This window comes from Streptomyces sp. NPDC048057 (assembly GCF_040653095.1).
Lineage (GTDB): Bacteria > Actinomycetota > Actinomycetes > Streptomycetales > Streptomycetaceae > Streptomyces.
This window is the reverse complement of the sequence record NZ_JBEZNF010000007.1, coordinates 114,912-141,646: the sequence shown is the minus strand read 5'-3', so window position 1 is coordinate 141,646 and position 26,735 is coordinate 114,912. Positions and strand designations below refer to the sequence as shown.

Here is a 26,735-nt window from a genome sequence, read left to right as displayed (position 1 = left end):
CGACGGGGTGTACGCGGTGGTGGCGGAGGTCAGTCGCAGGGCATCGTCACGGTCCTCACGGCGGGGTCGAAGTCGAGCAGCGGCAGCAGCGCGGGGACCTGGACGGACGCGGTCACCGAGATCTCGTCGTCGCCGTCCCGGCACCGCCCCGCGTCGATGTCGGTGCCGTCCGCCAGCCAGCCGCTGATCGCGGCGCGGCCCGCGGGGACGGCCCGGCCGTCGCCGTCCGGGGCGGCTGCCGAGCGGGCGGCGGTGCGGGCGGCGGTGCCGGCCTGCTGGGCGGCGTACGCGACGACGCCGAGCTGGATGGCGGCGAGGGCGAGGAAGACCAGCAGCGCGACGATCCCGGCGTACTCGACCGCGGCCTGGCCCCGGTCGTCGCGCCGCGCCCTCACCTGTTCCGCTCCTCGTTCGGTGCGGCGGCCTCGCCGGGGACGGTGACGGGCAGGTCGATGCCGCCGGGGAAGAGGGCGGGCACCCGCAGCTCCACCGTGGCCCGGTACATCTCCCCGTCCACGCGGCAGTTGGTGGCGACGCCCTGCCAGGCCCCGGAGAGGGTGCGGCGGGCCGCCGCGGCGCAGGCGTCCGCGCCGCCCACGGCGCCGGCGCGGGCCGCTTCGTCGGCGGCGTTCCCGGCGAGGGCGAAGGTGTACCCGGTGAGGGCGGCCTGCCACAGCAGCCCCACGGTGACGAGGATGATCGGGAGCGTGCCGACGAACTCCACCGTGGCCTGCCCCCGGTCGTCCCGGGCGAGGCGGGACCGACCGCCGGGGCCCCGTCCGCGACGCAGCGCCGTCCGCGCGTTCACTTCGACCGCGCCCTACGCAGCCCGATCGAGCCCCGGTCGCCACGGAACCGGCTCTGCTTCTGCTGCGGCTCCAGGGCCTGGGCGCGCACCAACCCCAGCTCCCCCGCGAGGCTCCACAGCGCCTGCTTCACCGTCGACTTGGCCTCCAGGTCCTGCATCCGGCCCGCGTCCACCACCGGCTGGAGCTCCTTGAAGCCGGCCGGCACCGCCGCCTTGGCGACCCGGGTGCCGGTGATCTTCTCGATCAGCGGGGGCTGGATCTCGGTGCCGCGGGTGTGCCGGTTGACGACGACGACCGTCTCCTCCGCCTTGCGGATCTGGAGCCGTTCCCACATCCGCACCATGCGCTTGGCGGCGCGCACCGCGACCACGTCGGGCGTGGTGACCAGCAGGGTGGTGTCGGCGCTCTCGATCGCCGCCGCGCTCCCGGCCGTGACCTGGGTGCCGCAGTCGACGACGACGACCTCGTACCGGGTGCGCAGCGCGCTGACGACCTGGCGCACGGCCCGGTCGCCGACCTCCTCGCCCCGCTCGCCCTCCGCGGGCGCCAGCAGCAGCCCGATGCCGGTCTGGTGGGCGAAGACGGCGTCCTGGAGCACCCGGGGCGAGATGTCCTGGATGGCCGCGAGGTCGGCGATGGAACGGCGGAACTGCACGTCGAGGTAGGAGGCCACGTCACCGGCCTGGAGGTCCAGGTCGACCAGGGCGACCGTACGGCCGGACGCACGGGCGGCCAGGGCCAGTTGAACGGCGGTGACCGTGGCGCCGGCGCCGCCCTTCGCCCCGCTGACGGTGACGACGGTGCCCCCCGCCCCGGACACCGGCTCGGCGCTGTGGCCGAGGTGGCGGCGCACCCCGGTGGACCAGCCGGCCGCGGCCTGCACGCGCTGCGCCAGGTCCTCGTACGACAGCGGCATCCCGAGCAGCCCGCGCGCGCCGGAGTCCATGGCGGCCGAGTACAGGCCGGGCCCGGCGTCGACGGTGACCAGGACGACGCCGACGGCGGGGAAGCGCAGCGCCACCTCCCGGATCAGCTCCAGCGCCGGCACCGGGCCGATCCGCTCGTGGACCAGCACGACCTCGGGCAGTTCGTCGAGCGACTCGGCGGCCAACCGGGCCAGCAGGTCGAGCAGCGAGGTCGAGTCGCCCACCGCGGGCGCCGGCTCCACGTCGGGGAGCTGGCTGAGCAGGGTGGTGATCGACCGGGCCGCGTCCGGGTCGCCGACGGCCGGCAGGATGCGTGTGGTCATGCAGCACTCACCTGTTCTTGTCTTCGTCGAGGGTGTAGGTGCTGTCGCCGGGGCGCAACGCTGCTGCGGTCCCCTTGGCGAGAAGGGCGAGCCGGACGTTCTCGGCGAAGGACTCCGCGTACGCGACGCGCTGGGCGTCCGCGGTGGTGAGGGCGAAGGTGATGGGCACCGCCTCGCGGGCGGCGTCGCGGCGCTCGCTGCGGCCGGCGCCGATCGGGGTGAGCTCGCCGACGTCGATGACGCGGGCGCCGGAGACGATGATCCGCGACTCGTCGGGGTCGCTGTCGCGCTTGCCCGAGAAGGTGGCGAAGATGTTCACCAGGTCACCGGGGCTGACCTTGCCGGCGACGCCGGTCGCGGCGTCGACCATGATGGCGATCTCCTGCTCGCCGGCGTTGAGGGCGGGCCGCTTGACGATCATGTCTTCCTGGAGCAGCGAGCCCTTCTTGAGCCGGGTGACGGCTATCTTCCCGTTGACCTGGGCGACGTCCCGCACGGCGCTGTCGGAGAGCCAGCGCTCGGGAATGTCGACCTCTTCGAACTGCTGGGGCGTGAGGGCGGTGTACGGGGCCACGTCGGACTTCAGCCGGTAGGCGGACACCTCGGGGCCGACCTTCGAATTCACGTCACCGATCACGGAGATCACCCCGGCGACGGCGGCGAGGGCGCAGAGGACCGAGAGGGCGATCAGGATGACGCCTCGGCGTTGACGTGAATTCATGAGCTGGGGAACCTCGTTCGCTAACGGTCACGGACGGGATGGCGGGGCAGGCAGAGGTGGCAGGACTTCAGGGGGTCAGGGGGTCAGCCTGCGGACGTGCCGCGGCCCGGGACACCGGAATGGTGCAACTGCCCCTGATCGAGGTGGCGGCCGTTACCGGCCGCGGCGAGCGGGGCCGAACAGAAAGCGCAGACGTCACCGATGAGTTCGATTCCGCACCAGGTGCACTCCTCTCTGCGGACGGACGAGACCAGTTGGTAGAGAATCGAGACGTCGGGCAGGAAGGCGGCGAATTCCACGAGTTTCCCGGTGCCCCACCAGGCCGTCGACGCGACCGGCAGCGGAACCTCCTCCACGCCTTGGACCTGCCACTGGGGAGCGAGGGTGCCGGTGACCCAGTCGGGTTGCGCCTGGCCCTTGGCGAACACCAGGCGGGTGGCGAAGTCGGGTCCGGTGAGCTGGTGCGCCGGGGAGTCGGCGGCGCCGATCTTGACCAGCTCGGGGGCGGGATGGGCGAGCACGCCGAACTGGGCGCCGGGGACCCATGACTTCGCGTGCGACTTCAAGGTGACCGGGACCCGGTCGAGCCGGGCCACGGAATGCAGTACGGCGCCGGCGTGGACGTAGTGCGAGAGCAGGCGGGCGGCGGACGCGACTATTCCGGCGCCGAAGTCGCAGATCGACAACTGCCGCAGCTGTCGCACCAGTACGGCGATGGCGAGCGGCGGGAGGTCCAGTTTCATCAGCGCGATGCGATTGCTCTCCAACACCGACCGCACCGTGTGCAGGCGCCGTTCGTGCGCCACGGGAATCGTCGCGGGATACAGGGCGACGACATATCCGTACTGCTCCAGCAGAACGGAGACGTCGGTGAGCGCGCTCTCCAGCGGGGCGTCGTCGGGCGACGGGATCAGCGCGGCCGTGGGCGTGTGCGGATCCGTCGGCGGTAGCACGAGATCTGCGCTGGTGACAGCTATTGCGGTCGGCACGCTGGTTCCCCGTTCGGACAACGGTCTCCGGGGGTTCCGTGACCGCGGATACGTACTGCTCGCTGCTCTGCGCAGCACTTTATCCACGACGTCAGAGCCAGAGAACACCCTGCTGGAACTCACAGCCGCGCCGTGAGCACGCTCCGCTCATGCCAAAGCGGACCAAACCCGGATGTTCCCCTATACGGGAGTCCACGTCCACCCCGGTGCGCAGCGCTCGGCGGGAAACTCCCCTTCCTCGCCGGGGATTTGGCTGAAAGTCATCGACAACCCCGAGCGACGGCGCCCGATTACCCCCGAAGTGCCGACTGCATGCCCGTCGCATGTCAGCCAGCGCCCGGCCGGTCCCCGTCGCGGCGCCGAGACGCCCGGGAACGACCGCCCGTCGAGGACGAATCGTTGACGGAAGTCTTGACAACCCTATTGGTCTGGACCAGTTTTACGCCCAGCGGGGGTCGCCGTCTCCGGTCCACCTCCTCCTCGCGTCCCCCGCTCCCACCCCCCACGCACCTCTTCGGTTCCTCCACCCCCACCCCCCACACTTCTGGAGGCAGTACGTGGAACCCACCAGACGCACGCGCAGATGGCTCGGCGGAGCACTGGCGCTCGCCGTCGGCGCCGGCCTCACCGTCCTCGGCTCCGCAGGACCGGCCATGGCCGCCGACGTCAACAACGCGAAGAACGCAGGATTCGAGTCGGGCCTCGCCAACTGGTCCTGTTCCGGCGGCAGCGGCGCGAACACGTCCACCCCCGTCCGCACCGGCGCTTCGGCCCTCAAGGCCACCCCCGCCGGCCAGGACAAGGCCCAGTGCAGCCAGACCGTGGCCGTGAAACCCAACTCGACGTACACGCTGAGCGCCCACGTCCAGGGCAGCTACGTCTACCTGGGCGCCACCGGCACCGGCACCACGGACGTCTCCACCTGGTCGCCCGGCAGCACCGGCTGGAGCCAGCTCTCCACCACCTTCCGCACCGGCGCCAGCACCACGTCCGTGACGATCTACACCCACGGCTGGTTCGGCCAGAGCGCGTACTACGTGGACGACGTCAGCGTCTTCGGTCCCGACGGGGGCGGCGGCAACGACCCCGACCCGGTCGTGCCCAACCCGCCCACCGGGCTGGCCGCAGGCACCACCACCGCCTCGACGGTCCCGCTGAGCTGGGCCGCGGCGACCGGCGCGACCGGCTACAACGTCTACCGGGACGGCGTGAAGGTCTCCTCGGTGACCGGCACCTCGACGACCGTGACGGGGCTCGCGGCGAACACCTCGTACAGCTTCGAGGTCACCGCCACGAACGCGGTCGGCGAGTCCGCGAAGTCCACCGCGGTCGCCGCCCGCACCAAGGACGGCGGCTCCAACCCGAACCCGGTGGTGCCCAAGCACGCGGTGACGGGCTACTGGCAGAACTTCAACAACGGCGCGACCGTGCAGAAGCTGCGCGACGTCAGCCCGCAGTACGACATCATCGCGGTCGCCTTCGCGGACGCCACCACCACTCCGGGCCAGCTGACCTTCAACCTGAGCCCGGCGCTCGGCTACGCCAACGTCGACGAGTTCAAGGCGGACGTGGCGGCGAAGAAGGCCGCGGGCAAGTCGGTCATCATCTCCGTCGGCGGTGAGATCGGCAACGTCACCGTCAACAGCGACGCCTCCGCGACGGCCTTCGCCAACAGCGCGTACGCCCTGATGCAGGAGTACGGCTTCACCGGCGTCGACATCGACCTGGAGCACGGCATCAACTCCACGTACCTCACCAAGGCGATCCGGCAGCTGTCGGCCAAGGCGGGGACGAACATGGTGCTGACGATGGCGCCGCAGACCCTCGACATGCAGTCGACCGGGACCGAGTACTTCAAGCTGGCGACGGCGGTCAAGGACATCCTCACCGTCGTGAACACGCAGTACTACAACAGCGGTGCGATGCTCGGCTGCGACGGCAAGGTGTACTCGCAGGGCTCGGTGGACTTCCTCACCGCGCTCGCCTGCATCCAGCTGGAAGGCGGCCTCGACCCGTCCCAGGTGGGCATCGGGGTGCCGGCCTCCACCCGTGGCGCCGGCAGCGGCTACGTCTCCCCGTCGGTCGTGACCGCGGCGCTCGACTGCCTCGCCAAGGGCACGAGCTGCGGCAACTTCAAGCCGACGAAGACCTACCCGGGCCTGCGCGGCGCGATGACCTGGTCCATCAACTGGGACGCGGCATCGGGCAACGCCTGGTCCAACGTCGTCGGACCGCACGTCCACAACCTGCCGTAGGCCCTCCGGGCCGGGCGCCAGGAGACATGGCCGCCGTTTCCCTGCGGGCGCGTCGGTCTCCACCGGCCGGTGGTGGGCTTGTCGCGCAGTTCCGCCCCCTGTGCCCTGAGGGCACGGGAGGTACCCCCAGCGCCCCTGTTTCGCTGACCCCGTCATTCGCCTGCGGGCCGGGCGAAGGTTTTTAGGGGCGCGGGGAACTGCGCGAACAACCACGCACGGTCCGCGGACGCCGCACCACAGCCCGCCGCACGGCGAAACCGCGCCATCGCGAACCCGTCGTACGCATTGCCCCACCAACCCCACGCCCGGGGCCGTACGACACCCAGCAGCGCCACCGATCTGTCCCGGTGGCGCTGTTGCGCGTTCGCCGTCGAACACCGTATTGACCGGAGCATGTCAGGGCTCCACCATGTGCGGTGCTGGCACCCCCACCCTCACCTCCAGGAGACAGCATGGGACTTCGCACCCGCGGCAGGGGCCGGGGCGCGCGGACGGCGGCGCTCACCGCGCTGCTGGCCCTCGCGCTCACCGCGCCCTTCACCGCCAACGCGGCACCACCGAACCCGTCAGACGCGTCGGACGCGCGCACGGCGGCGGCCGTCGAGGCCGCCGAACGCATCACCCAGTACGAGGTCAAGGACGTCACCGGAGTCGCCGAGCGCACCCGGCTCGCCGCCACCGGGGTCTCCATCGACGAGGTCGACGCCCGCGCGGTCGTCGTCAGCGCCGACGCCGCCCAGGCGAAGCGGCTGCGGGCGCTGGGGTACGAGCTGGCCGCGCTGCCCGGGCCCCCGGCCCGCGGCGCGGGCACCGACGCCGATGTCCGCCCGCTGGACTTCCCGCCCGCCGACTCCCGCTACCACAACTACGCGGAGATGATGGCGGCGATAGACCAGCGCATCGCGGCGCACCCCACGATCATGAACAAGCGGGTCATCGGCAAGACCCACCAGGGCCGCGACATCGTGGCGATCAAGGTCAGCGACAACGTCGGCGTCGACGAGAACGAGCCCGAGGTCCTCTTCACCGCGCAGCAGCACGCGCGCGAGCACCTGACCGTCGAGATGGCCCTGTACCTGCTGCGCGAACTCGGCGACGACTACGGCACGGACTCCCGGATCACCAACGCCGTCAACGGCCGCGAGATCTGGATCGTGCCCTCCCTCAACCCGGACGGCAGCGAGTACGACATCGCCTCCGGCTCGTACCGCAGCTGGCGCAAGAACCGGCAGCCCAACACCGGCTCGACCGCCGTCGGCACCGACCTCAACCGCAACTGGAACTTCCGCTGGGGCTGCTGCGGCGGCTCCTCCACCAACCCCGGCTCCGACACCTACCGCGGCCGGGCCGCCGAGTCCGCGCCCGAGGTGAAGGTGGTCGCCGACTTCGTGCGCAGCCGGGTCGTGGGCGGCAAGCAGCAGATCACCGCCGGCATCGACTTCCACACCTACAGCGAGCTGGTGCTGTGGCCGTACGGCTACACCACCGCGGACACCGCGCCCGGCATGACGCAGGACGACCGCAACGCCTTCGCCGCGATCGGCCGGAAGATGGCCGCCAGCAACGGCTTCACCCCACAGCAGTCCAGCGACCTGTACGTCACCGACGGGTCCATCGACGACTGGCTGTGGGGCAACCAGAAGATCTTCGGCTACACCTTCGAGCTGTATCCGACCGGCTTCGGAGGCGGCGGCTTCTACCCGCCGGACGAGGTGATCGAGCGCGAGACCAGCCGCAACCGGGACGCGGTGCTGCAACTGCTGGAGAACGCCGACTGCATGTACCGCTCCATCGGCAAGGAGGCGCAGTACTGCTCCTGAGACGGCGGTGACACACCCGAAGTGAGCCGACGCAAGACGACGTGAGAAGACACACGTCCGGCGCGCGGCCCGGAGACGGGCCGCGCGCCGCCGCACGGAGACACGGTGCGTTAGTGGTGGTATCGCCGCTGTGATGAAGCCACCGACGGCCGAAACGCCGATGATCGGCCCGCCCCCGCGCCCCCGGGGCCCGTCGCTCCGGGCTCCGGGCGACCGAGGTTGTCCTTTGATGTCGCTGGTGGAGCCGTCATCTGTTCTATAAGGTCCCGGGAGTTGAGCAATTCCGCACGCGTCTCCCCGTGCCCGAGGAGCAGTTGATGGCCGTCATCGGCGTCGCCTCAGTCGCCGCCCTCTTCATCTGCGCCGCTTTGGTGGCGATGCTGGTCCACCGGGCACGAGCCCGGCGCGCCGGCGCGCACGCCGCCCAACTGGCCGCAGAAGCCGAGCGGTTCGCCGAGCAGTCCGTTCCCGCGCTGCTCGCCGCCGTACGACAGGGGGCACCCGCGCTCGCGGCGCTCTCCTCCGTACCCGCCCCGGCGAACCCGGCGTACCAGCGCGCGCTGCGCGCCGTCGCCGAGGAGGCGGAGCACATCGAGCGCCGGCGGGCAGCCGCCGCGCGGGAGGCGTCGCTGGGCGAGAAGCGGCGCGCAGCGGCGATGGCCGCGTGCGCGAACGCCGCCGGCCGCATGCAGGCCATGACCACCGGCATGCTCGCGGACCTGCGGGAGATGGAGCACCGGCACGACGACGAGGACGTCCTCGCCGACCTGCTGCACCTGGACCACCGCACCGCGCAGGCCGGCCGGTTGGCCGACAGCATCGCCGTGCTGAGCGGCGCCCGCTCGGGCCGGCGCTGGGCCAAGCCCATCCCGATGGAGTCGATCCTGCGCGGCGCCATGGGCCGGGTCGCGGGCTACCAGCGCATCCGGCTGCGTTCCGTGGCGGACATCGCCGTCGCGGGCCACGCGGCGGAGGGCGTGATGCACGTGCTGGCCGAACTCCTCGACAACGCCTGCAACTTCTCCCCGCCGACCACCGACGTCCACGGCTACGTGGCGGAGGTGCCGGCCGGCGCGGTGATCACCGTCGAGGACAGCGGGCTCGTGATGAGCGACACCGCGCTGCGCCGCGCGGAGCGCGCGGTGTCCGGCGAGGCCGGTGACCTGTCGACGCTCGCCGGCACCCGACTCGGGCTCGCCGTGGTGGGCCGGCTGGCGAAGAAGCACGGACTCACGGTCTCCTTCCGCCCGTCCGCGATCGGCGGCACCGGCGTGGTCGTGATGATCCCGCAGGAGCTGATCACCCGCAGCAGGCCCGAGGAGCCGCAGCCGGCGGCGCTGCGGCGCCCGCTGGTGGCCGCCGGCGGCCCCGCCCCCGCGGACCGTGACCCCGACCGTGCCCCCGGCCGCGGACGCGACCACGGCGCCGAGCACGACCTCGACCGCGGCCCGGGCCGCGGCGCCGAGCACGACCGAGCGGACTTCGCCCGCCCCTCGACGGCCGGCGCGCTGCCCAAGCGGCGCCGCGGCCGTACGCTGGCGGCGACCCACCCCGAAGGACTGCCCACCTCCGCCGTACCGCGGCAGCCCGACCCGACCTCCGGGACGGCCCGTCCGCGCTCCGCGGGCGCCGGCGCCCGGTTCGGCGCCTTCCGTCGGGCCGTCACCGGCCAGGACGACAGCACCGCCGCCGAAGGTGCCGCCGACCGGGGCACCTCGCAGACACCCCCCGTAAGCACTGCATCTCCCCTCTCGGAGGACGACCGATGACCGCATCCGCCACCGGTGCTACTGGCCTCGGCTGGCTGCTGGAAGGACTCCTGGAGCGCACGCCCGGCGCCCGGCACGCGCTGGTGCTGTCCCGGGACGGCCTCAAGCTCTGCCACACCGCCGGGTTGAGCGAGGACCGGGCCGACCAGCTCTCCGCGATATCCGCCGGCATCCAGAGCCTTTCGCACGGCGCGTCCGTGGAGTTCGGCGACGGCTCCGGCGGCGTGCGCCAGTCGATGACCGAGTTCTACGGCGGCATCCTGTTCATCGCGGAGGCCGGCGCCGGCAGTCACGTGGCCGTGGTGGCCGCCGAGGACGCCGACGCGGGCCTGGTCGGCCACAACATGCTGGAGCTGGTCGAGCAGTTGGGCGAGCACCTGAGCACGCCGCCCCGCTCCGGCGCCGGTTCGAGCGCTGCGGGATGAGCGGCATGGGCCGTTTCTTCCGGGACGAGGGCCCGGATCGCCTGTACACGCTGACCGGGGGCCGCAGCCGGCCCAGCCGGGACGACTTCGACCTCGTCACCCTGGTCGTGGGCGAGTGCGAGCCGGCCCGCGGGATGCAGTCCGAGCACGCCGCGATCCTGCGGCTGTGCCGGCTGCCGGTGGCCGTCGTGGAGATCGCGGCGGAGCTGCGGTTACCGGTGAGCATCACCAAGATCCTGCTGTCCGATCTGCTGGATGCGGGCCGGATCACCGTCCGCCATCCGCGGACCGCCGCGTCCTCCTCGCGGCTCCCCGACCACGCGACCTTGGAGAAGGTGCTCGTTGGACTCCGGCAACTCTGACCGCGCCGAGCCGCGCCAGGCGTCCCGTACCCCCCTGAGCCGTACGGCGGACAACGGGCTGAAGATCGTCATCGTCGGTGGCTTCGGGGTGGGCAAGACCACGTTGGTGCGCTCGGTCAGCGACATCAGGCCGCTGAACACCGAGGAGACGATGACCCAGGCCAGCCAGTACGTCGACGACCTGCGGGCGGTGCCGGACAAGTCCGCCACCACGGTCGCCTTCGACTTCGGCCGGATCAGCCTGGACGACCGGACGGTGCTGTACCTGTTCGGCGCGCCCGGGCAGGAGCGCTTCTGGTTCCTGTGGGACCGGCTCTTCAGCGGCACGCTGGGCGCGGTGGTGCTGGTGGACGACCGTCGGCTCGCGGACTCCTGGTACGCCATCGACCGGTTGGAGCACCACGGGACCCCGTTCATCGTGGCCCGCAACGACTTCGGCGGCCCGCCGCACTCCGCCGACCGGATCAGGGAGGCCCTGGACCTCGATCCGCACGTGCCGCTGGTCGACTGCGACGCCCGCTCGCGCGAGTCCAGCAAGAGCGTGCTCATCTCCCTGGTCCAGCACCTGCAAGCACTCGTCGGCACTTCGGAGACGGCCTTATGACCACCCCAGAACCCGCTTCTGACGGCGGCTGCCCGGTGCGCTCCGGCGACCGCGCCGGCGCCGTGCCGCTCAGCGGCCCCCGCTTCCACACCGACCCGCACCAGCTCTACCGCGAGATGCGCCGGGAGCACGGCCCGGTGGTCCCGGTCGAGCTGCCCGGCGGCTTCCCCGCCTGGCTGGTGATCGGCTACAGCGAGATGCACCAGGTCACCAGCGACCCGGAGCTGTTCCCGCGCGACGTGAGCCTGTGGAACCAGTGGGAGAAGGTGCCGGCGGACTGGCCGCTGCGGCCGATGATCGGGCAGCCCATGCCGTCGATCTACTTCACCGCCGGCGAGGCGCACCGCCGCCACGCCACCTTGGTCGGCGCGGCGCTGGAGGAGGTCGACCCGGTCGAGCTGCGCGGGCTCTGCGAAGAGCTGGCGGACCGGCTGATCGACTCCTTCTGCGGGCGCGGCGAGGCCGAGTTGCTGGCGGAGTTCGCCAAGCCGCTGCCGGTGCTGGCGCTGGCCCGGATCGTCGGCTTCTCGGACGAGGAGGGCGCCGTACTGGCCCGGGTGCTGGGCGAGTTGGCGGACGGCGGCGAGGGCGCGCAGCAGGCGTACCTGGCGTACATGGAGCAGATGCAGCGGCTGGTGAAGGCCAAGCGCGCCGAGCCCGGTGACGACGTGGTGTCCTGGATGCTGGCCAACGGCGAGGGCTTCACGGACGAAGAGGTCATGCTCAACGTCAAGGACGTGACGGCCGCCGGGTTCCTGCCGACCGCGGACTGGATCGGCAACACGATCCGGTTGATGCTCACCGACGACCGGTTCGCCGCGGCGCTCGGCGGCGGTCGGCACAGCATCGGGCAGGCGATGAACGAGGTGCTGTGGGAGGACACCCCGACGCAGATCCTGGCGGGGCGGTGGGCGGCCCGGGACACCTTCCTGAGCGGCCGGCAGATCCGCTCCGGCGACATGTTGCTGCTCGGGCTGGCCGCGGCCAACGCGGATCCGTTGATCCAGCAGCAGTTCGCGCCGTCGCAGGGCGGCAACAGCGCGCACTTCTCCTTCAGCCACGGGGAGTACCGCTGCCCCTTCCCGGCACAGGAAATCGCTGAAATCATCGCCCGGACGGGCATCGAGGTGATGCTGGACCGACTGCCCGACCTCGATCTCGCGGTGCCCGCACGGACCTTGGTGCGGCGTCCGTCGTCCTTCCTGCGGGGGATGACGGCCGTGCCCGTCCGCTTCACGCCGATTCCCCCGACAGGAGACCGCCCGTGAGCCCAGCCCGCGCCGCCCTGGCGCCCGCCGTCGTCCTCGACCCCCTGGTGCGCGACCTGGCCGGGGAGACCGCGCGGCTGTGCGCGGAGGGTCCCTTCGTCCGGATCGACCTGCTGGGCGCACCCGCCTGGACGGTCACCCGGCACGCCGTCGCCCGGCGGCTGCTGACGGATCCGCGGCTGGTCAAGGACATCAACGCGTGGGGGCTGTGGCAGTCGGGGGCGGTGACCCGGGAGTGGCCGCTGATCGCGATGGTGGACCCGGGGCGTTCGATGTTCACCGAGGACGGCGAGGAGCACCGGCGGCTGCGGGCGAAGACGGCGCAGGCGATCACCCCGCGGCGGCTGGACGCGCTGCGGCCGGTGGTGGAGCGGCTGACCGAGCAGCTGCTGGCGGACGTGGCGGCCGGCGCGCTCGCCGCGGAGGAGCGCGGCGAGGGCGCCCGGGTGGACCTCAAGACCGCGTTCGCGCAGCCCCTGCCGATGGGGGTCGTCTGTACGCTGATGGGCGTGCCGGAGGACACCATCCCGCACCAGATGCAGTTGTGGAAACGTTTCTTCTCACTGACGACGCCCCAGGACGAACGCCTCGCTGCGCACCGCGAGTTGTGGGACCTCTTCCGGGCGCTGGTACGGGAGAAGACCGAGCGCCCCACCGACGACCTCACCAGCGCGCTGATCCTCGCGGAGGACGGCGGGGCGCGGCTGACGGAGGACGAGGTGGTGGGCAACCTCACCGCGATGATCGGGGCGGGCCACGAGACCACGGTCGGCCTGATCCTCAACGCGGTCCGCGGACTGCTGACCCACCCCGACCAGTTGGCGCTGGTGCTGGGCGGCGAGGTGTCGTGGGAGACGGTGGTCGAGGAGACCCTGCGGTGGGATCCGCCGGTCACGCACCTGCTGATGCGCTTCGCGACGGAGGACGTCGAGGTCGACGGCTTCGTCATCGAGAAGGGCGAGTCGCTCGTCGTCTCGTACCGGGCGATCGGCCGGGACGCCGAGCGGCACGGCGCGGACGCGGACGCGTTCGATGTGACGCGTCAGGCCCCGAACCGTCACATGACCTTCGGCCACGGCCCGCACATCTGCCCGGGCGCGGCGTTGTCCCGCCTGGAGGCGACGGTAGCCCTCCCCGCGATCTTCGCCCGCTTCCCGGGGTTGCGGCTCGCGGTCCCCGCGGATGAGCTGCGCAACCTGCCCGTACTCACCCAGAACGACCTGGAGTCCTTCCCGGTCCTTCTGCACGCCTGAACGCGAGCGCCGTTCCCCTGCGGGCGGATGTGTCCCTGCGGGTGCGTCGTGGTTGTTCGCGCAGTTCCCCGCGCCCCTGATGCGCTGGCCCCGCCATTTGTCTGCGGGCCAGAAGGAGGGGCTCAGGGGCGCTGGGGGTACCACCCGTGCCCTCAGGGCACAGGGGGCGGAACTGCGCGACAAGCCACAGACGGCCTGCACAAGGCCACCGCACCCGCAGGGTTCCGGCGAGGTCGTGAGGGGGCGCGGTGGCTCCGCGCCCCCTCACGCGGGGTCGCTACAAGAAGAGGCTGATGATCGCGGCGACCGCGAAGCCGACGACCGACAGCACGCACTCCAGGACCGTCCACGACTTCAGCGTGTCCCGCTCCGAGATGCCGAAGTACTTCGCGACGATCCAGAAACCACCGTCGTTGACGTGCGACGCGAAGATGGAGCCCGCCGAGATCGCCATGATCACCAGCGCCAGGAACGGCTGCGAGTGGTCGCCGCTCTCCACCAGCGGCAGCACGATGCCCGCGGTGGTCACGATCGCGACCGTCGCCGATCCCTGCGCCACCCGCAGCACCAGCGAGATCAGGTACGCGAGGACGATCAGGGGCAGGCCGACGTCCTCGAAGGTGTCGGAGAGCGCCTGGGCGACCCCGCTCGCCTTGAGGACCGCACCGAAGACCCCGCCCGCACCGACGACGAGCAGGATGTTGCCGACCGGCTTCAGCGAGGAGGTGGAGACCTGCTCCAGGGACTTGCGGGACCAGCCGCGCCGGATGCCCAGCAGGTAGTACGCCATGAACAGGGCGATGGTCAGCGCCACGAACGGGTTGCCGAAGAACTCGACCACCGAGCGGAAGGTGGACTCGTCCAGGGCGATCGAGGAGAACGTGGCGGCGAGGATGAGCACCAGCGGCGTACCGATGATCAGCAGCACGGTGGCGAGCGAGACCGGCTTCTCCGGACCGGCCTTGCCGTCCGCCGCGCGCTCCGCGGCGACGGTGGCCTTGGCCTCCTCCGCCGCCTCCAGCATGTCCTGCGGCACCTCGACGTAGATGCGCTTGCCGATCCAGTCGGAGAAGACCCAGGCCGCGGCGACCGCGGGCAGGCCGACGACGACGCCCATCAGGATGACCCAGCCGAGCGAGACGTCCAGCAGGCCGGCCGCGGCGACCGGTCCGGGGTGCGGCGGCAGGAAGGCGTGGGTCATCGACAGACCCGCCAGCAGCGGCATCGCGTAGAGGAGGATCGACTTCCCGGAGCGCTTGGCCGCGGCGTACACGATCGGCGCGAGCACGAAGATGCCGACGTCGAAGAAGACCGGGATGCCGAAGATCAGACCGGTCAGACCCATGGCGAGCGGTGCGCGCTTCTCCCCGAAGAGGCCGAGGAGTCGCTTGCTGAGCACCTCGGCGCCGCCGGAGACCTCCAGGATGGCGCCGAGCATGGTGCCGAGGCCGATGATGATCGCGACGTGGCCGAGGATGCCACCCATGCCGGTCTCGATGACCGAGGTGGCGGCGGACCGCTGGATGGTGCCGAAGAGTTCGGTGACGGAGAGTCCGGCGGCGAGGCCGACGGCTATGGAGACGGCGAGCAGCGCGACGAACGGCTGGAGCCGGATCTTGATGATCAGGACGAGCAGCAGCACGATGCCGAGCGCGGCGACGGTCAGCAGGCCCGCGGTGCCGTCGATGAGGAGGAGCAGTCCTCCGGTGTGGGGTGGCGCCTCGGGTGCGGGCGCCGATGCGGCGAGAGAGGTGAACACGACAAACCCTTACGTCGGTGGAGGGGTTTTGGGTGTGGTGGGGCACGGCAGGGCGCTCCGCGGCGGGGCGCCGTGCCGTACGGGGTGGTGCTGTGGGGGTGGGGCAAAGCTTGTTTCTGGGTCGAGATGCGGGGTGGAGAAGGTCCGCGGGCCGTTCAGGGGGCGACCCGCGGACCGGTTCGTGGTGGTGGTGCCGGTCAGCCGAGTACGGCGAGGGCGTCGATCTCGATGAGCAGGCCGGGCGGCAGTCCGACGTACACGGTGGTACGGGCCGCGGCGGGGGCCTTGAGGCCCTGCTCCTCGAAGTACGCGTTGTAGATCTCGTTCATCTCGGCGAAGTGGTTCACGTCGGTCAGGTAGACGCGCATCATCATCACGTCGTCCCAGCTCGCGCCGCCCTCTTCGAGGACCGCCTTGACGTTGGCGAAGGTCTGGAGGGTCTGCTCGCGCAGGGTGGGGCCGGCGGGCGTCGGCGACTGGCCCTCGACGGCCGGCAGGAAGCCGACCTGCCCGGCGACCTGGAGGATGTTGCCCTTCTTGACGCCGTGCGAGAACTTCGCGGGCGGTGCGGTGTGGGTGGCGGGGACGATCGCGGTCTTCTCGGTCATCTTCTTCTTCGGTTCCTTCGCGAGGGTGGCTGGCGGGTGGTTCGGATGCGGGTTCGGGGACGGGCGGGGGCGTCAGTGCGGGGTGACCGCCCCCGAGTACTCCCGGCTGATCGCGTCGGCGGTGCGCCGCACGAGCGGGAGCAGCGTGAGGAGTTCGTCGGCGGTGACGACCACGTTCGGTGCGGAGACCGACATCGCGGCCACCACCTTGCCGTCGGCGCCGCGGATGGGGGCGCCGATGCAGTTGATGGACTCCTCGTGTCCGCCGAGGTCGGTGGCCCAGCCCTGTTCGCGCACGATCGCCAGCTCCTTGAGGAAGGCGGCGGCGTTCGGCGTCGAACGGGAGGTGTAGAGGGGGTAGTCGAGCTTCTCGGCGATGATCCGCCGTTCGGTCTCGCTCAGGTCGGCGAGCAGCAGCTTGGCCACCGCGGCGACGGTGATCGCGACCGGCTTGCCGATCCGGGAGTACATCCGGACCGGGTAGCGGCTCTCCACCTTGTCGATGTAGAGCACCTCGCTCTCCTCGTACACGGCGAGGTGGACGGTGTGCCCGATCTGTTCGTTGAGGGTGACGAGGTGGGAGTGGGCGACCTCGCGCACGTCCAGGTTCTCGATCGCCTCCTGGGCGAGCGCGAAGAGCCGGGCGCCCAGCCGGTAGCGCTGGTCCTGCTGTCGGAAGACCAGTCCGTGGTCGTGGAGGGTACGCAGCAGCCGCAGCGCGGTGGACTTGTGGACGTCGAGGCGCTGCGCGACCTGTCCGAGGTCGGCGGGGCCTTGCGCGAGCAGCGGAAGGATGCTGAGCGCGCGGTCGACGGTCTGGCTCATGGCGTACGTACCTCCTCATCCTCGGCTGAGGTCCAGCCGGGGCCGAGACGCAGTCTCCCCCAGGCCGCGTCGTCCAGTGCTACCAGGCGATCGGCCCGCTCGGTCGCGGGCGGTGTGCCCAGGTCCTCCGCCACGGTGAGCACGGCGGCGGCGGTCAGGTGGCCGTGGCGGAGCCGCTCGCGCAGCGGCAGTCCGCGCAGGGCCGCGGAGAGGTAGCCGGCGGCGAAGGCGTCGCCCGCGCCGACGGCGGCGACGACCTCCACGCTCGGCGCGGGCACGAAGACGACCTCGTCGACGGGGGCCGGTGCGGCGCCGCCTCCTCCGGCGTCCTCGCGGGCGAAGGCCGTCGCGCCGGCCGCGCCCTGCTTGACCACCAGCACCGCCGGCTCGGGCAGCGCGGCGCGGATCGCGGCGGGCCCGCTGATGCCCCAGGCGGCTTCGGCCTCGTCCTCGCCGACGAAGACGAGGTCGGCGCCGCGGGCGAGGTCGAGCAGGACCTCCGGGCCTTCGGCGCCGGACCACAACCGGGGCCGGTGGTTGACGTCGAAGGAGATCAGCGGCCGGTCCGCGCGGGGCCGCAGCAGATGGCGCAGCAGCGCGAGGCAGTCGGCGGAGAGGGCGGCGGTGATGCCGGTGAGGTGGAGCACCTTGCCGCCGCTGACGCGGGCGTCCGCGACGGTGTCGGGCGACATCGCGGAGGCGGCGGAGCCGGCGCGGTAGTAGACCACCTCGTGGCCGTCGGCGGCGCGGTCGGCCGCGGTGCGGAAGTAGACGCCGGTGGGGCGGGAGCCGTCGCGGGTGACGGCGGAGGTGTCGACGCCGTAGCCGGAGATCGTCTCCACGAGGTGGTCGCCGAAGCCGTCCGTGCCGACCCGGCTGACCCAGCGGGTGCGGTGGCCGGCCGCGGCCAGCACGCAGGCCACGTTGGACTCGGCGCCGCCGATGGCGCGGGTGAAGGACGGGACGTCGGCGAGGCGCCCGGGGCGGGAGGGCAGGAACGTGACCATGGACTCGCCGAGGCAGATCACGTCCGTGACCGCCTTGGTGACGTCCGCGATGGGCGGTACGTCGGGTCCGTTCACGCTGCTCACCCTGGGGCTCCTCGCGGTGTCTGGGGCCGCCGGATCCATTGACCCGACGCTCGGCCGGATGTTAGACAGCACCGAGCGATATACGCAATGGTCGTTGCAGACAATGCAACGCAGGAACCGAGGAGGCGTCCATGCCCGCCGATCAGCTGGGCCAACTCCGCCACGAACGGGTCGACCACCGCTTCAAGGCGCTGCCGCCCGACGCGGACGGACTGACCGTTGCCGAATTGGCGGCCGAGCGGCGCTCCCTCTTCACCGGCGGCTTCACCACTCCCGTCCTCGCGCTCTCCGCCGAGTCCGTCGAGCACAACCTCGACCTCCTCCAGACCTACTCCGAGCGCCACGGCCTCGCCTTCGCCCCGCATGGCAAGACCTCCATGTCGCCCCAGCTCTTCACCCGCCAGCTGGAGCGCGGCGCCTGGGGCATCACCGCCGCCGTCCCGCACCAGGCCCGCGTCTACCGGGCCCACGGCATCCAGCGGATCTTCCTCGCCAACGAGATCGTGGACGCCGCCGCCCTGCGTTGGCTCGCCGGCGAACTCAACCGCGACCCCGACTTCCGCTTCATCGCCTACGTGGACTCCGTGCGCGGCGTCGAGCTGATGGACCAGGCCCTCACCGCCGCCGGCGCCACCCGCCCGGTCGACGTCGTCGTGGAGCTGGGCGCCGGCGACGGCGCCCGCACCGGAGCCCGTACGGAGGCCGAGTGCGCCGCCGTCGCCGACGCGGTCGCCGCCGTCACCACGCTGCGGCTGGTCGGCGTCTGCGGCTACGAGGGCGAGGTGCCGGACGCCGACGGCGACAAGGTCCGCGCCTGGCTGCGCCGACTGGTCGCGCTGACGGCCGACTTCGACGCCGCCGGCCGCTTCGCCGACAGCGACGACGTGGTGATCAGCGCCGGCGGCAGCGCCTGGTTCGACGCCGTCGCCGACGTCTTCGCCGAGGTCCCGACCCTGTCCCGGCCGGTCCTGAAGCTGCTGCGCTCCGGCGCGTACGTCTCGCACGACGACGGCCACTACCGCCATCTGACCCCCTTCAACCGGGTCCCCGAGGAGGGCGCGCTCCAGCCCGCGCTGCGGCTGTGGGCCCAGGTCGTCTCCCGCCCCGGTCCCACGCAGGCGTTCCTCAACGCGGGCAAGCGGGACGCGGCGTACGACCTGGACCTGCCCGAGGCGCAGGTGGTGCGGGACGCCCGCACCGGCGAGATCCGCCCCGCCACCGGCATCGAGGTCAGCGGCCTGTCCGACCAGCACGGCTGGGTGCGCACCGCACCGGACGTCGACCTGGAAGTGGGCGACTGGATCGGCATGGGCCTGTCCCACCCCTGCACGGCCTTCGACAAGTGGCAGCTCATCCCGCTCGTCGAGGCGGACGGCACGGTCATCGACTACATCCGCACCTTCTTCTGAGACAGGCGGCACCGACATGGACCTCCTCATCCGGGACACGCGCGTCATCGACGGCAGCGGCGCCGCCTCCTACCGGGCCGACGTGCACGTGCGGGACGGCCGGATCGCCGCGATCCGGCGCGAGGGCGACCCCGCGCCGGACCTCGCGCCCGCCACCCGCACCATCGACGCCGCCGGGCTGGCCCTCGCGCCCGGCTTCATCGACATGCACGCCCACAGCGACCTCGCCCTGCTGCGCGACCCCGGGCACGAGGCGAAGGTCGCCCAGGGCGTCACCCTCGAAGTCCTCGGCCAGGACGGCCTGTCGTACGCCCCGGTCGACGACCGCACCCTGGAGGGCGTGCGCCGCAGCATCGCCGGCTGGAACGGCGGCGGACCTGATGGCGACCCGGCCGACTCGGTCGACTTCGACTGGCGCACCGTCGGCGAGTACCTGGACCGCCTCGACCGGGGCATCGCGGTGAACGCCGCCTACCTCGTCCCCCAGGGCACGGTGCGGATGTACGCGGTGGGCTGGGACGACCGCCCGGCCACCGACGCCGAGCTGACCCGGATGAAGCAGCTCGTCGCCGAGGGCCTGGAACAGGGCGCCGTCGGCATGTCGTCCGGGCTGACCTACACCCCCGGGATGTACGCGCCGGCCGCCGAGCTGACCGAGCTGTGCCGGGTGGTGGCCCGGTACGACGGCTACTACTGCCCGCACCACCGCTCCTACGGCGCGGGTGCGCTCCAGGCGTACGAGGAGATGGTCCAGCTCACCCGGGAGGCCGGCTGCGCCCTCCACCTCGCCCACGCCACCATGAACTTCGGAGTGAACAAGGGCAAGGCTGGCGATCTGCTGGCGCTGCTGGACGCGGCGCTGGCGGAGGGCGCCGACATCTCGCTGGACACGTATCCGTACACCCCCGGCTCCACCACCCTGGTGGCGACCCTGCCGAGCTGGGCGAGCGAGGGCGGCCCCGACGCGCTGCTGGCCCGGCTCGCGGACGACGAGACGGCCGAGAAGATCCGCCACCACCTGGAGGAGATCGGCTCCGACGGCTGCCACGGCGTGCCGATGGAGTGGGAGACCATCGAGATCTCCGGCGTGGGCCGGCCGGAGCTCACCTCGTACGTCGGCCGGACCATCGAGCAGTCGGCGAAGGACCGCGGCGAGACCCCCTGGGTCACCGCCCGCCGGCTGCTGATCGACGACCGGCTCAGCTCCACGATCCTCCAGCACGTCGGCCACGAGGAGAACGTCCGGACGATCATGCGCCACCGGGTCCACACCGGCGGCAGCGACGGCATCCTCCAGGGCGCCAAGCCGCATCCGCGCGCGTACGGCACCTTCCCGCACTACCTGGGCCGTTACGCCCGCGAGTTGGGGATCCTCTCGCTGGAGGAGACCGTCGCCCACCTCACCTCCCGGCCGGCCGCCCGACTGCGGCTCCCGGACCGGGGCCTGGTGCGCGAGGGCTACCGCGCGGACCTGGTGCTCTTCGACCCGGCGACGGTCGCCGCCGGCTCCACCTTCGACGCCCCGCGCACCCTGCCCACGGGCATTCCGTACGTCCTGGTCGACGGACGGTTCGCGATGTACGACGGGGTGCGCACGGACGTCCTGGCCGGCCGGTCCGTCCGGCGCACCCCGCGCGCCTGAGCGCCGGTCGGTCAGCGCGGCAGCAGTCCGCCGGCGAGGTCCGTGACGGGCGCGAGCACGCCGCCGGGCGGCGGCTTGAGCATGTTGCGGTCGACCTCGCCCGCGCTGTGACCGCCGGCGGTGGCCGTCGGTCCGGCGGGGGCGGCGTGCGCGCTCGCGCCCGCGCCGCCCAGGGCCGCCAGTGCCAGGGCGCACACGACGGCGGCCCTCCTACGGTTCTGCTGCTTCTGGTTCTCCATGCCCGGGCAACGGCCGGGCCCCGCACGGGGTCACGGCCCGCCGTCCACTCGCACAGACGATCAGTTCGCCGATGATCCGTTACCACCTACGGGGTATCGCGTTGTCAACGTGAAGGTCGCAAACTATGCGGCCGATGTCCTGTATGTGCAAGGAGAACTTGATGTCGCGTATCGCGAAGGCCGCTGCCGTCGTCGCCGGTTCCGGCGCCGTCCTGGTCGGCGGCGCCGGCCTGGCCGTTGCGGACGCCGGAGCGCACGGTGCCGCCGCCAACTCCCCCGGCGTCCTGTCGGGCAACGTCGTCCAGGTGCCCGTCAACATCCCGGTGAACGTCTGCGGCAACACCATCGACGTGATCGGGCTGCTGAACCCCGCGTTCGGCAACACCTGCGTGAACGGTGGCGGTCACGGCGCCTACTGAGCCGACCCGCACCGAGGGCCTGCCCTTTCGACCCGCTCGGGTCGAAAGGGCAGGCCCTCGGCCTGTGTACGGGGTCGGATCCGCTACGCGTAGCGGTACCAGCGCGCGTGGTCCAGCAGCGCTGCGGGCGCGTCGCCCCACGGCGGCAGCGCTTCCTCCAGCGCGAACACCCGGCCGTGCTGCGGATCCCCCGACGGCAGCGGGGTGCGCGGCAGATAGCCGGCGCGCGGGTGCGCCTGCTGCCAGCGTGCCCACAGCAGGTCGACGTAGGCGTGGTGCAGCCAGAACACGGGGTCGTTGGGCGAGGTGGCGCCCAGCATCAGCCCGCCGACCCAGCGGTGCACCCGGTTGTGCATCCGCCAGCGGTCGGGGGTGCCGGCGGCCCACCCCTCCATGGCGTTGCGGAGCCCGCGGCCCGTGGTGGAGTCCCAGGGCTGCGCGTCGTACTGCGTCTCCTTCAGCGCCCGGGCCACGTCGTCCCGCGTCGGCAGGGACAGCGGGTCCGCGGGGCGCCCCAGGTCCCGGGTGAGGTACCGGCCGTCCAGGACGCCGGAGTTGATCCGCCAGTCGCCGTTGCGGTGCGCGAAGGGGCCGGTCGTCACCTGGCGGTCGCCGCTGCGGCCCGTGCCGCCGAGGAAGTCGTCCGCCCACAGCGACGAGGTGGGCGAGGAGTCCACCGTCCAGTCCCAGTACGGGACGGTGACCCGCTCGTCGACGTCCTGGAGCGCCCGTTCGAACTCCAGCAGGTAGCGGCGGTGCCAGGGGAAGAACGACGGCGTCATGTGGGCGGCGCGCGGGCGGCGCTCGCCGTCGGTCACGTAGAACTCGCCGTGCAGGTCGACGAAGTCGTCGTACCGGCCGGACTTCTTCAGCTGGAGCAGCGCGTCCACCAGGCGCCGCTTCTCGACCGGGGTCAGGTCCCGCTGGTTCTTGCGGACGGGCACCCGCTCGGGCGCGTCGGTTCGCGTTGCGGTTCTCATGCGGTGTGGCTCCTTTCGCCTCACAGGGCGTGGGCCGGGCTTTCGGCGAGGCGGGCGGTGCCCAGGTCGTCGACCGCCGCGCGGGCCGCCCCGCGCAGCGTCGGGAACGACTCGTAGTGGTTCACCGCGCTCAGATAACTGCCGTCGGCCCGGCGCATGACGTGCAGCGGGCGGCCGTCGATCCGCACCTCGACGGTGTGCTCGGCGGCGGTCGCCGGCGCGACGCCGGTGGCGCGGCGGGCGGGGACCAGAACGGTCGCGGAGCCCTCGATGCGCCGGCCCCGGTACGTCTCCGCGAACCGCTCCGTCGCGTCGGGTGCGCCGGCGCCCGCCGCCGCGGCGTCCGGCGCACCGGTCCGCTCGCCTCCGTGGCGCACGAGCGGTGCGAGGGCTCCCGCCGTGCCCCCGACCACGCCGATCGTGAAGAGCGTGCGCAGCGCGAAGCGCCGGGTGCGGCGGCTCGTGCCGCGCTGGTCGGGGGTGCGCATGGATTCTCCCTTTCGTCCGGTTCGCGAATGACGGGGTGATGCGTCCCCCTGTCAACGAGGGGGCTGCGAAAGGGTTCCTCATACGAGTGGCGCGGACGGCGCGACCGGTACGACAGTCACCCCGGCCGTCAGCAGGCCCGTGCGGGTCAGCCCAACAGGACGCGCGCGGCGGGCGCGCCCCGCAGCGTCGGCGTGAGCAGCGCCACCTCGGGCAGCACCGGCTCCGGCTGTCCGAACAGTTCGGGCCGCGGCGCGGACAGCGGCGCCCCGAGCGAGGCGCCCGGCGTGGCGAACACCAGGTCGGTCGCGTCCGAGGTCACCCCGGCGGTGAGGGCGCCCTCGCCCAGCGGGCGCTCCACCGGCACCTCGACCGCGGTCCCGGGCAGCTCGCCGGTGAACGGCACCTGGGGCAGCGCCCCGTGCGGCAGCAACTGCCCGGCGACGTGGGCCGGCGCCGCCGGCGCGCCCGGCACCGGCACGGGGACGCCGGTGCCGGGCGCGGGCGCCTCGATCGGGGCGACCGTCTCCAGGCTCGCCAGCGGCACCGTGACCGGCACGGACGTGCCGGCGACGGCGGGCGCGGCCCCCACGGCCGCCGTCACGCACGCCCATGCCGCCGCGACGGAACCCCGGGTGGTCAGCTTCATGGATGGATGTGTCCCCTCATGTGTTCTTCGGCTCTTCAGCCGTTCTCATTCGTCGTCCCGGCGTCAACGGGAGGCGGCCTGCGGGGAGAACGAGCGAGCCGACCGGACCAGCACACGATTCCCTCGAATGCAGCAATGCGGAGCAAACACAATGAAGTGCCGGAAACGCCCGTACGACCTCAAGGGGTTCATATAGCAGCCCAGTTGTGAGCCACCATGGCGGCCCCGACCCGAGGAGGTTCGACCGCCGTGGCCACTCCGCCCCCCACCCCCACCACCCCCGTACCGACGGCTCCGCTCCGGCTCGCGGACGTCGACCTCGCCGACGTCTCGTTCTGGGCGCTGCCGCGCGCCCGCCGGCTGGAGTCCTTCGCGCTGCTGCGCACCCTGGACGCCCCGGTGCGCTTCGGCGCGGCGGACGGGCGCAGGGGCAGGCGCACGGGCGGCTTCCACGCCCTCGTACGCCATGCCGACGTCCAGGAGGCCAGCCGCGACCCGCGCCGCTTCGCCAGCGCCCCCGGCGTCACCACCCCCGAGCCCGCGGGCTGGGTCAAGGCCGTCTTCGGCGACTCCATGGTGAACCTGGACGACCCCAAGCACGCCGCGCTGCGCAAGGTCGTGGCCCGCGCCTTCACACCGCGCCTGCTGGCCGCGGCCGAGGACAACGTGCGGGCGGTGGCCGACCGCATCGTGGACGAGGTGCTGCGGGACCGGCCGACGGACTTCGTGGCGGCCGTCGCCTCCCGGATGCCGTTCCAGATCATCTGCGACCTGATGGGGATCCCCGAGCGCCACCGCATCGAGATCGCCCAGCGGATCGACGAGGCGTCGGCCCGGGCGGGCGTCGCACGGCGCCGACTGCGGGTGCCCGGCCGCGGGCTGCACGCCCTGGCCCACCTCCACGTCGTGATGGCGAAGCTGGCGCGCGAGCGCCGGCGGGCCCCCGCGGACGACCTGATCTCGGCGCTGGTCACCGCGGACGTCGACGGCCGGGCGCTGTCCTCGCGCCAACTCGGCGCGTTCTTCTCACTGCTGCTGGTCGCCGGGGTGGAGACGACCCGCAACGCCATCGCCCACGGCCTCGTCCTGCTGACCGACCACCCCGGTCAGTGCGCCCTGCTCGAATCGGACTTCGAGCGGTACGCGGACGGCGCGGTGGACGAGATCGTGCGCCACTCCACCCCGATCATCCAGTTCCGGCGCACGGTGGTGGCCGAGTGCGAACTGGGCGGACGGACCTTCCGCCCGGGCGAGAAGGTGGTGCTCTTCTACGCCTCGGCCAATCGCGACGAGGCGGTCTTCGACTCCCCCGACGCCTTCGACATCACGCGCTCCCCCAATCCGCACCTGGGGTACGGGGGCGGCGGCCCGCACTACTGCCTGGGCTCGCACCTGGCGCGCCAGGAGATGAAGGCGCTGTTCGGCGCCTTGCTGTCCCGTACGGAGGGGCTACGGGCGACCGGCCCGGCCGAGCTGGTCGACTCGAACTTCGACAACCGGGTGCGGGCGCTGCCGTTCGCCTTCGCGGAAAGGCCCTAGGTGCGCAGTTCGCTGACGCGCAGCAGCACGTGGGCCGAGGACAGCAGCGCCTCCTCCGTCCCGAGGAACGCCTGGAGCGTCTCCTCGGTGACCGGCTGCCCCGGGGTCGCCTCCGGCCAGGGGCGGCTCGCGACGATGAGGTGCACGTGCCCCCGCCCGTCCACCGCGGTCAGCCACTCCTCGGGCGCGGGGCACTGGGCGCTGAGGTACGGCATGGTGAGGACGGCCTGGCCGCCTTCGACGAGCAGCCGGATCGGGGAGTTCACGGAAGTGGGCGTCGCATCGGTCATGTCACCGACCTTGAGCCCGCATTCGTCGATCATTCCGAGCACGGCCGCGGTGCGCTCCTCGTCATTTCCGTCGCCGTCGCCGAGGGAATAGACGAGGAGGTACGGCATGTCGTGCCCGGCGTCGGGGTCACCGGTCCAGGCGAGTACGGAAAGGGTGCCCAAGTAGCTGCGCCGGACAGTGGTTTTGGTGGTTTTGGTGGTGTTCGCAGTGCTCATGGCTCGGCACCCTAGTGCCCTGACGGGCTCGTCAGCCTCCTGCGTTCACCTGGATGGCGGATGCTGGAGCAGCCACGTGACGGTCGTCTTGCCGAGTGTGCTGTGGAATCGAGTGATGTGCGCTTCTTCGGGCACGTCGAACACCAGCCAGCCTTCCGATTGTTCACCCACCGCAAGGGTGTTCCATTTCAAGGGAATTCCGGTGGTGAATTCCTCGACTGTGGTGGAAAGGGGGGCGTACCGCTTTCCTTCGTCGTCGGTGACCCAGGCGGTGGTGCGGCGGGCGTCGTACAGACTGCCGCCCACGTTCAGCAGCGCGACGTCGGCGCCGATCCAACGGCGGCCGTCGGACGGTTGCGGCCGGGGCTGCGACGCGCGCTTCGTCTTCCGTACGGCAACGGCGGGATCCACGTAGCCGCGCACCGTCATCCGCAGGTGCTCGCCCGAAGCCCGGCCGCCGAGGTCGACCGCGTCGCCGACCCAGACGGCGCGACGGGTGCCGCCGGGGCCCTTGCCGCCGTCCGGTCCCTTTCCGTCCGGCCGGTCCAACGCGGCGTCGGCCACCGCGGCGGGCCCCGGCGGCGCCGAAGCCGCGGCCGTACGGTCGTCGGACGCGCCCTGACAGCCGGTCGCGCCCAACGCGAGCGCCGACAGCAGCAGCGCGGAGGCCATACGTCGCATGATCGGTCCCCTCATGAAGCCGGTTTTCCGTATGATCACGCCCTTTTCCCCTGCGGACCGCGCCCTGAGCGCGTCCACCCGGGGCGTGTCGCGCGATGTGCACCCCCACGGTCCGCCCCGCACGGCGCACGCGCCGTCGCCGCGATCCCTTTCGCGCGCGGGGTGTGCCGACCGGTGAGCGCGAACACGCCCCGGATGCCTCGAAAAACCGTTCCTCCGCTACTCCGCGACCACGGGTGCGCAGTGACTTGGGCGCGGGGGGCGCCGTTGGCTGCCATATGGCAAGGACTCCCGCGAATCCCCGTTGGCAGCGCGTCCAGCCCCTTCCGCGGGCGGCGCCGCCCGCGGGCACCACGCCGATCTACGAACAACTCATGC

Annotated in this window: 27 protein-coding genes; 12 read left to right on the top strand and 15 right to left on the bottom strand. The window is 72.2% G+C overall.

Annotated elements, in window-relative coordinates; all coding sequences use genetic code 11:
* Positions 1–29: 29 nt before the first annotated feature.
* The 5 genes from AB0E05_RS10170 to AB0E05_RS10150 form a co-directional block, all read right to left on the bottom strand.
* On the bottom strand, positions 30–395 hold the full coding sequence (locus AB0E05_RS10170) for a TadE/TadG family type IV pilus assembly protein (protein ID WP_361961308.1): 366 nt from the start codon (positions 393–395) through the stop codon (positions 30–32).
* Entirely contained in the window at positions 392–808 is a 417-nt protein-coding gene (locus AB0E05_RS10165; protein ID WP_361961306.1) for a TadE/TadG family type IV pilus assembly protein, read from the bottom strand. Before AB0E05_RS10165 ends, AB0E05_RS10170 begins: the two co-directional genes overlap by 4 nt.
* On the bottom strand, positions 805–2,058 hold the full coding sequence (locus AB0E05_RS10160) for an AAA family ATPase (protein WP_361961304.1): 1,254 nt from the start codon (positions 2,056–2,058) through the stop codon (positions 805–807). Before AB0E05_RS10160 ends, AB0E05_RS10165 begins: the two co-directional genes overlap by 4 nt.
* A gap of 7 nt (positions 2,059–2,065) precedes the next feature.
* Complete coding sequence (gene cpaB, locus AB0E05_RS10155; RefSeq protein ID WP_361961302.1) at positions 2,066–2,779, bottom strand: Flp pilus assembly protein CpaB; 714 nt, start codon at positions 2,777–2,779, stop codon at positions 2,066–2,068.
* Positions 2,780–2,862: 83 nt separating this feature from the next.
* On the bottom strand, positions 2,863–3,768 hold the full coding sequence (locus AB0E05_RS10150; RefSeq protein ID WP_361961300.1) for a hypothetical protein: 906 nt from the start codon (positions 3,766–3,768) through the stop codon (positions 2,863–2,865).
* 557 nt (positions 3,769–4,325) lie between these two features.
* Here AB0E05_RS10150 and AB0E05_RS10145 point away from each other — a divergent pair.
* The 8 genes from AB0E05_RS10145 (at position 4,326) to AB0E05_RS10110 (ending at position 13,524) form a co-directional block, all read left to right on the top strand.
* The gene (locus AB0E05_RS10145; protein WP_361961298.1) at positions 4,326–6,023 is read left to right on the top strand and encodes a glycoside hydrolase family 18 protein; all 1,698 of its coding nucleotides are present in this window, start codon (positions 4,326–4,328) and stop codon (positions 6,021–6,023) included.
* A gap of 452 nt (positions 6,024–6,475) precedes the next feature.
* On the top strand, positions 6,476–7,843 hold the full coding sequence (locus AB0E05_RS10140; protein WP_361961296.1) for a M14 family metallopeptidase: 1,368 nt from the start codon (positions 6,476–6,478) through the stop codon (positions 7,841–7,843).
* Positions 7,844–8,160: 317 nt separating this feature from the next.
* Positions 8,161–9,612 (top strand): ATP-binding protein, encoded by a 1,452-nt coding sequence (locus AB0E05_RS10135; RefSeq protein WP_361961294.1) that lies wholly within the window; start codon positions 8,161–8,163, stop codon positions 9,610–9,612.
* Entirely contained in the window at positions 9,609–10,037 is a 429-nt protein-coding gene (locus AB0E05_RS10130; protein WP_361961293.1) for a roadblock/LC7 domain-containing protein, read from the top strand. The genes AB0E05_RS10135 and AB0E05_RS10130 overlap by 4 nt, the downstream gene beginning before the upstream one ends.
* A 5-nt stretch (positions 10,038–10,042) precedes the next feature.
* Positions 10,043–10,399, top strand: coding sequence for a DUF742 domain-containing protein (locus AB0E05_RS10125; RefSeq protein WP_361961291.1), 357 nt, complete (start codon positions 10,043–10,045; stop codon positions 10,397–10,399).
* Positions 10,380–11,003 carry an ATP/GTP-binding protein gene (locus AB0E05_RS10120; RefSeq protein ID WP_361961289.1) on the top strand — a complete coding sequence of 208 codons (624 nt, stop codon included), beginning with the start codon at positions 10,380–10,382 and terminating at the stop codon, positions 11,001–11,003. Before AB0E05_RS10125 ends, AB0E05_RS10120 begins: the two co-directional genes overlap by 20 nt.
* Positions 11,000–12,271: a cytochrome P450 gene (locus tag AB0E05_RS10115; RefSeq protein WP_361961287.1), complete on the top strand. Its 1,272-nt coding sequence runs from the start codon at positions 11,000–11,002 to the stop codon at positions 12,269–12,271. The genes AB0E05_RS10120 and AB0E05_RS10115 overlap by 4 nt, the downstream gene beginning before the upstream one ends.
* The gene (locus AB0E05_RS10110; RefSeq protein WP_361961285.1) at positions 12,268–13,524 is read left to right on the top strand and encodes a cytochrome P450; all 1,257 of its coding nucleotides are present in this window, start codon (positions 12,268–12,270) and stop codon (positions 13,522–13,524) included. The genes AB0E05_RS10115 and AB0E05_RS10110 overlap by 4 nt, the downstream gene beginning before the upstream one ends.
* 277 nt (positions 13,525–13,801) lie before the next feature.
* On the opposite strand, the gene AB0E05_RS10105 is transcribed toward AB0E05_RS10110, so the two are convergent.
* From AB0E05_RS10105 to AB0E05_RS10090, 4 genes are all read right to left on the bottom strand, one after another.
* Positions 13,802–15,283: a gluconate:H+ symporter gene (locus AB0E05_RS10105; RefSeq protein ID WP_361961283.1), complete on the bottom strand. Its 1,482-nt coding sequence runs from the start codon at positions 15,281–15,283 to the stop codon at positions 13,802–13,804.
* A 197-nt stretch (positions 15,284–15,480) separates the two neighbouring features.
* Positions 15,481–15,891 (bottom strand): RidA family protein, encoded by a 411-nt coding sequence (locus AB0E05_RS10100; protein ID WP_361961281.1) that lies wholly within the window; start codon positions 15,889–15,891, stop codon positions 15,481–15,483.
* A 72-nt stretch (positions 15,892–15,963) separates the two neighbouring features.
* Positions 15,964–16,716, bottom strand: a complete 753-nt coding sequence (locus AB0E05_RS10095) for an IclR family transcriptional regulator (protein WP_361546118.1) — start codon at positions 16,714–16,716, stop codon at positions 15,964–15,966.
* The gene (locus tag AB0E05_RS10090; RefSeq protein WP_361961536.1) at positions 16,713–17,723 is read right to left on the bottom strand and encodes a sugar kinase; all 1,011 of its coding nucleotides are present in this window, start codon (positions 17,721–17,723) and stop codon (positions 16,713–16,715) included. The genes AB0E05_RS10095 and AB0E05_RS10090 overlap by 4 nt, the downstream gene beginning before the upstream one ends.
* 215 nt (positions 17,724–17,938) lie before the next feature.
* On the opposite strand from AB0E05_RS10090, the gene AB0E05_RS10085 reads away from it, so the two are divergent.
* Complete coding sequence (locus AB0E05_RS10085) at positions 17,939–19,216, top strand: amino acid deaminase (protein ID WP_361961278.1); 1,278 nt, start codon at positions 17,939–17,941, stop codon at positions 19,214–19,216.
* A gap of 16 nt (positions 19,217–19,232) precedes the next feature.
* Complete coding sequence (locus tag AB0E05_RS10080) at positions 19,233–20,858, top strand: D-aminoacylase (protein WP_361961276.1); 1,626 nt, start codon at positions 19,233–19,235, stop codon at positions 20,856–20,858.
* 11 nt (positions 20,859–20,869) lie between these two features.
* Here the strand turns inward: AB0E05_RS10080 and AB0E05_RS10075 are convergent, their stop codons facing one another.
* Complete coding sequence (locus AB0E05_RS10075; protein ID WP_361961274.1) at positions 20,870–21,097, bottom strand: hypothetical protein; 228 nt, start codon at positions 21,095–21,097, stop codon at positions 20,870–20,872.
* Between the two features lie 161 nt (positions 21,098–21,258).
* On the opposite strand from AB0E05_RS10075, the gene AB0E05_RS10070 reads away from it, so the two are divergent.
* Entirely contained in the window at positions 21,259–21,516 is a 258-nt protein-coding gene (locus AB0E05_RS10070; protein WP_361546131.1) for a chaplin, read from the top strand.
* Between the two features lie 83 nt (positions 21,517–21,599).
* On the opposite strand, the gene AB0E05_RS10065 is transcribed toward AB0E05_RS10070, so the two are convergent.
* From AB0E05_RS10065 to AB0E05_RS10055, 3 genes are all read right to left on the bottom strand, one after another.
* On the bottom strand, positions 21,600–22,460 hold the full coding sequence (locus AB0E05_RS10065) for a tyrosinase family protein (RefSeq protein ID WP_361961534.1): 861 nt from the start codon (positions 22,458–22,460) through the stop codon (positions 21,600–21,602).
* A gap of 56 nt (positions 22,461–22,516) precedes the next feature.
* Entirely contained in the window at positions 22,517–22,984 is a 468-nt protein-coding gene (locus AB0E05_RS10060) for a tyrosinase family oxidase copper chaperone (RefSeq protein WP_361961271.1), read from the bottom strand.
* A gap of 146 nt (positions 22,985–23,130) precedes the next feature.
* Positions 23,131–23,631, bottom strand: a complete 501-nt coding sequence (locus AB0E05_RS10055) for a hypothetical protein (protein ID WP_361961269.1) — start codon at positions 23,629–23,631, stop codon at positions 23,131–23,133.
* 249 nt (positions 23,632–23,880) lie between these two features.
* On the opposite strand from AB0E05_RS10055, the gene AB0E05_RS10050 reads away from it, so the two are divergent.
* Positions 23,881–25,170: a cytochrome P450 gene (locus tag AB0E05_RS10050; protein WP_361961267.1), complete on the top strand. Its 1,290-nt coding sequence runs from the start codon at positions 23,881–23,883 to the stop codon at positions 25,168–25,170.
* Here AB0E05_RS10050 and AB0E05_RS10045 read toward each other — a convergent pair.
* Together AB0E05_RS10045 and AB0E05_RS10040 are read right to left on the bottom strand one after the other, a co-directional pair.
* Positions 25,167–25,676 carry a DUF5949 family protein gene (locus tag AB0E05_RS10045; protein ID WP_361961265.1) on the bottom strand — a complete coding sequence of 170 codons (510 nt, stop codon included), beginning with the start codon at positions 25,674–25,676 and terminating at the stop codon, positions 25,167–25,169. The genes AB0E05_RS10050 and AB0E05_RS10045 overlap by 4 nt on opposite strands.
* Positions 25,677–25,721: 45 nt before the next feature.
* Positions 25,722–26,435, bottom strand: a complete 714-nt coding sequence (locus tag AB0E05_RS10040) for a DUF4352 domain-containing protein (protein ID WP_361961263.1) — start codon at positions 26,433–26,435, stop codon at positions 25,722–25,724.
* Between the last annotated feature and the right edge of the window lie 300 nt (positions 26,436–26,735).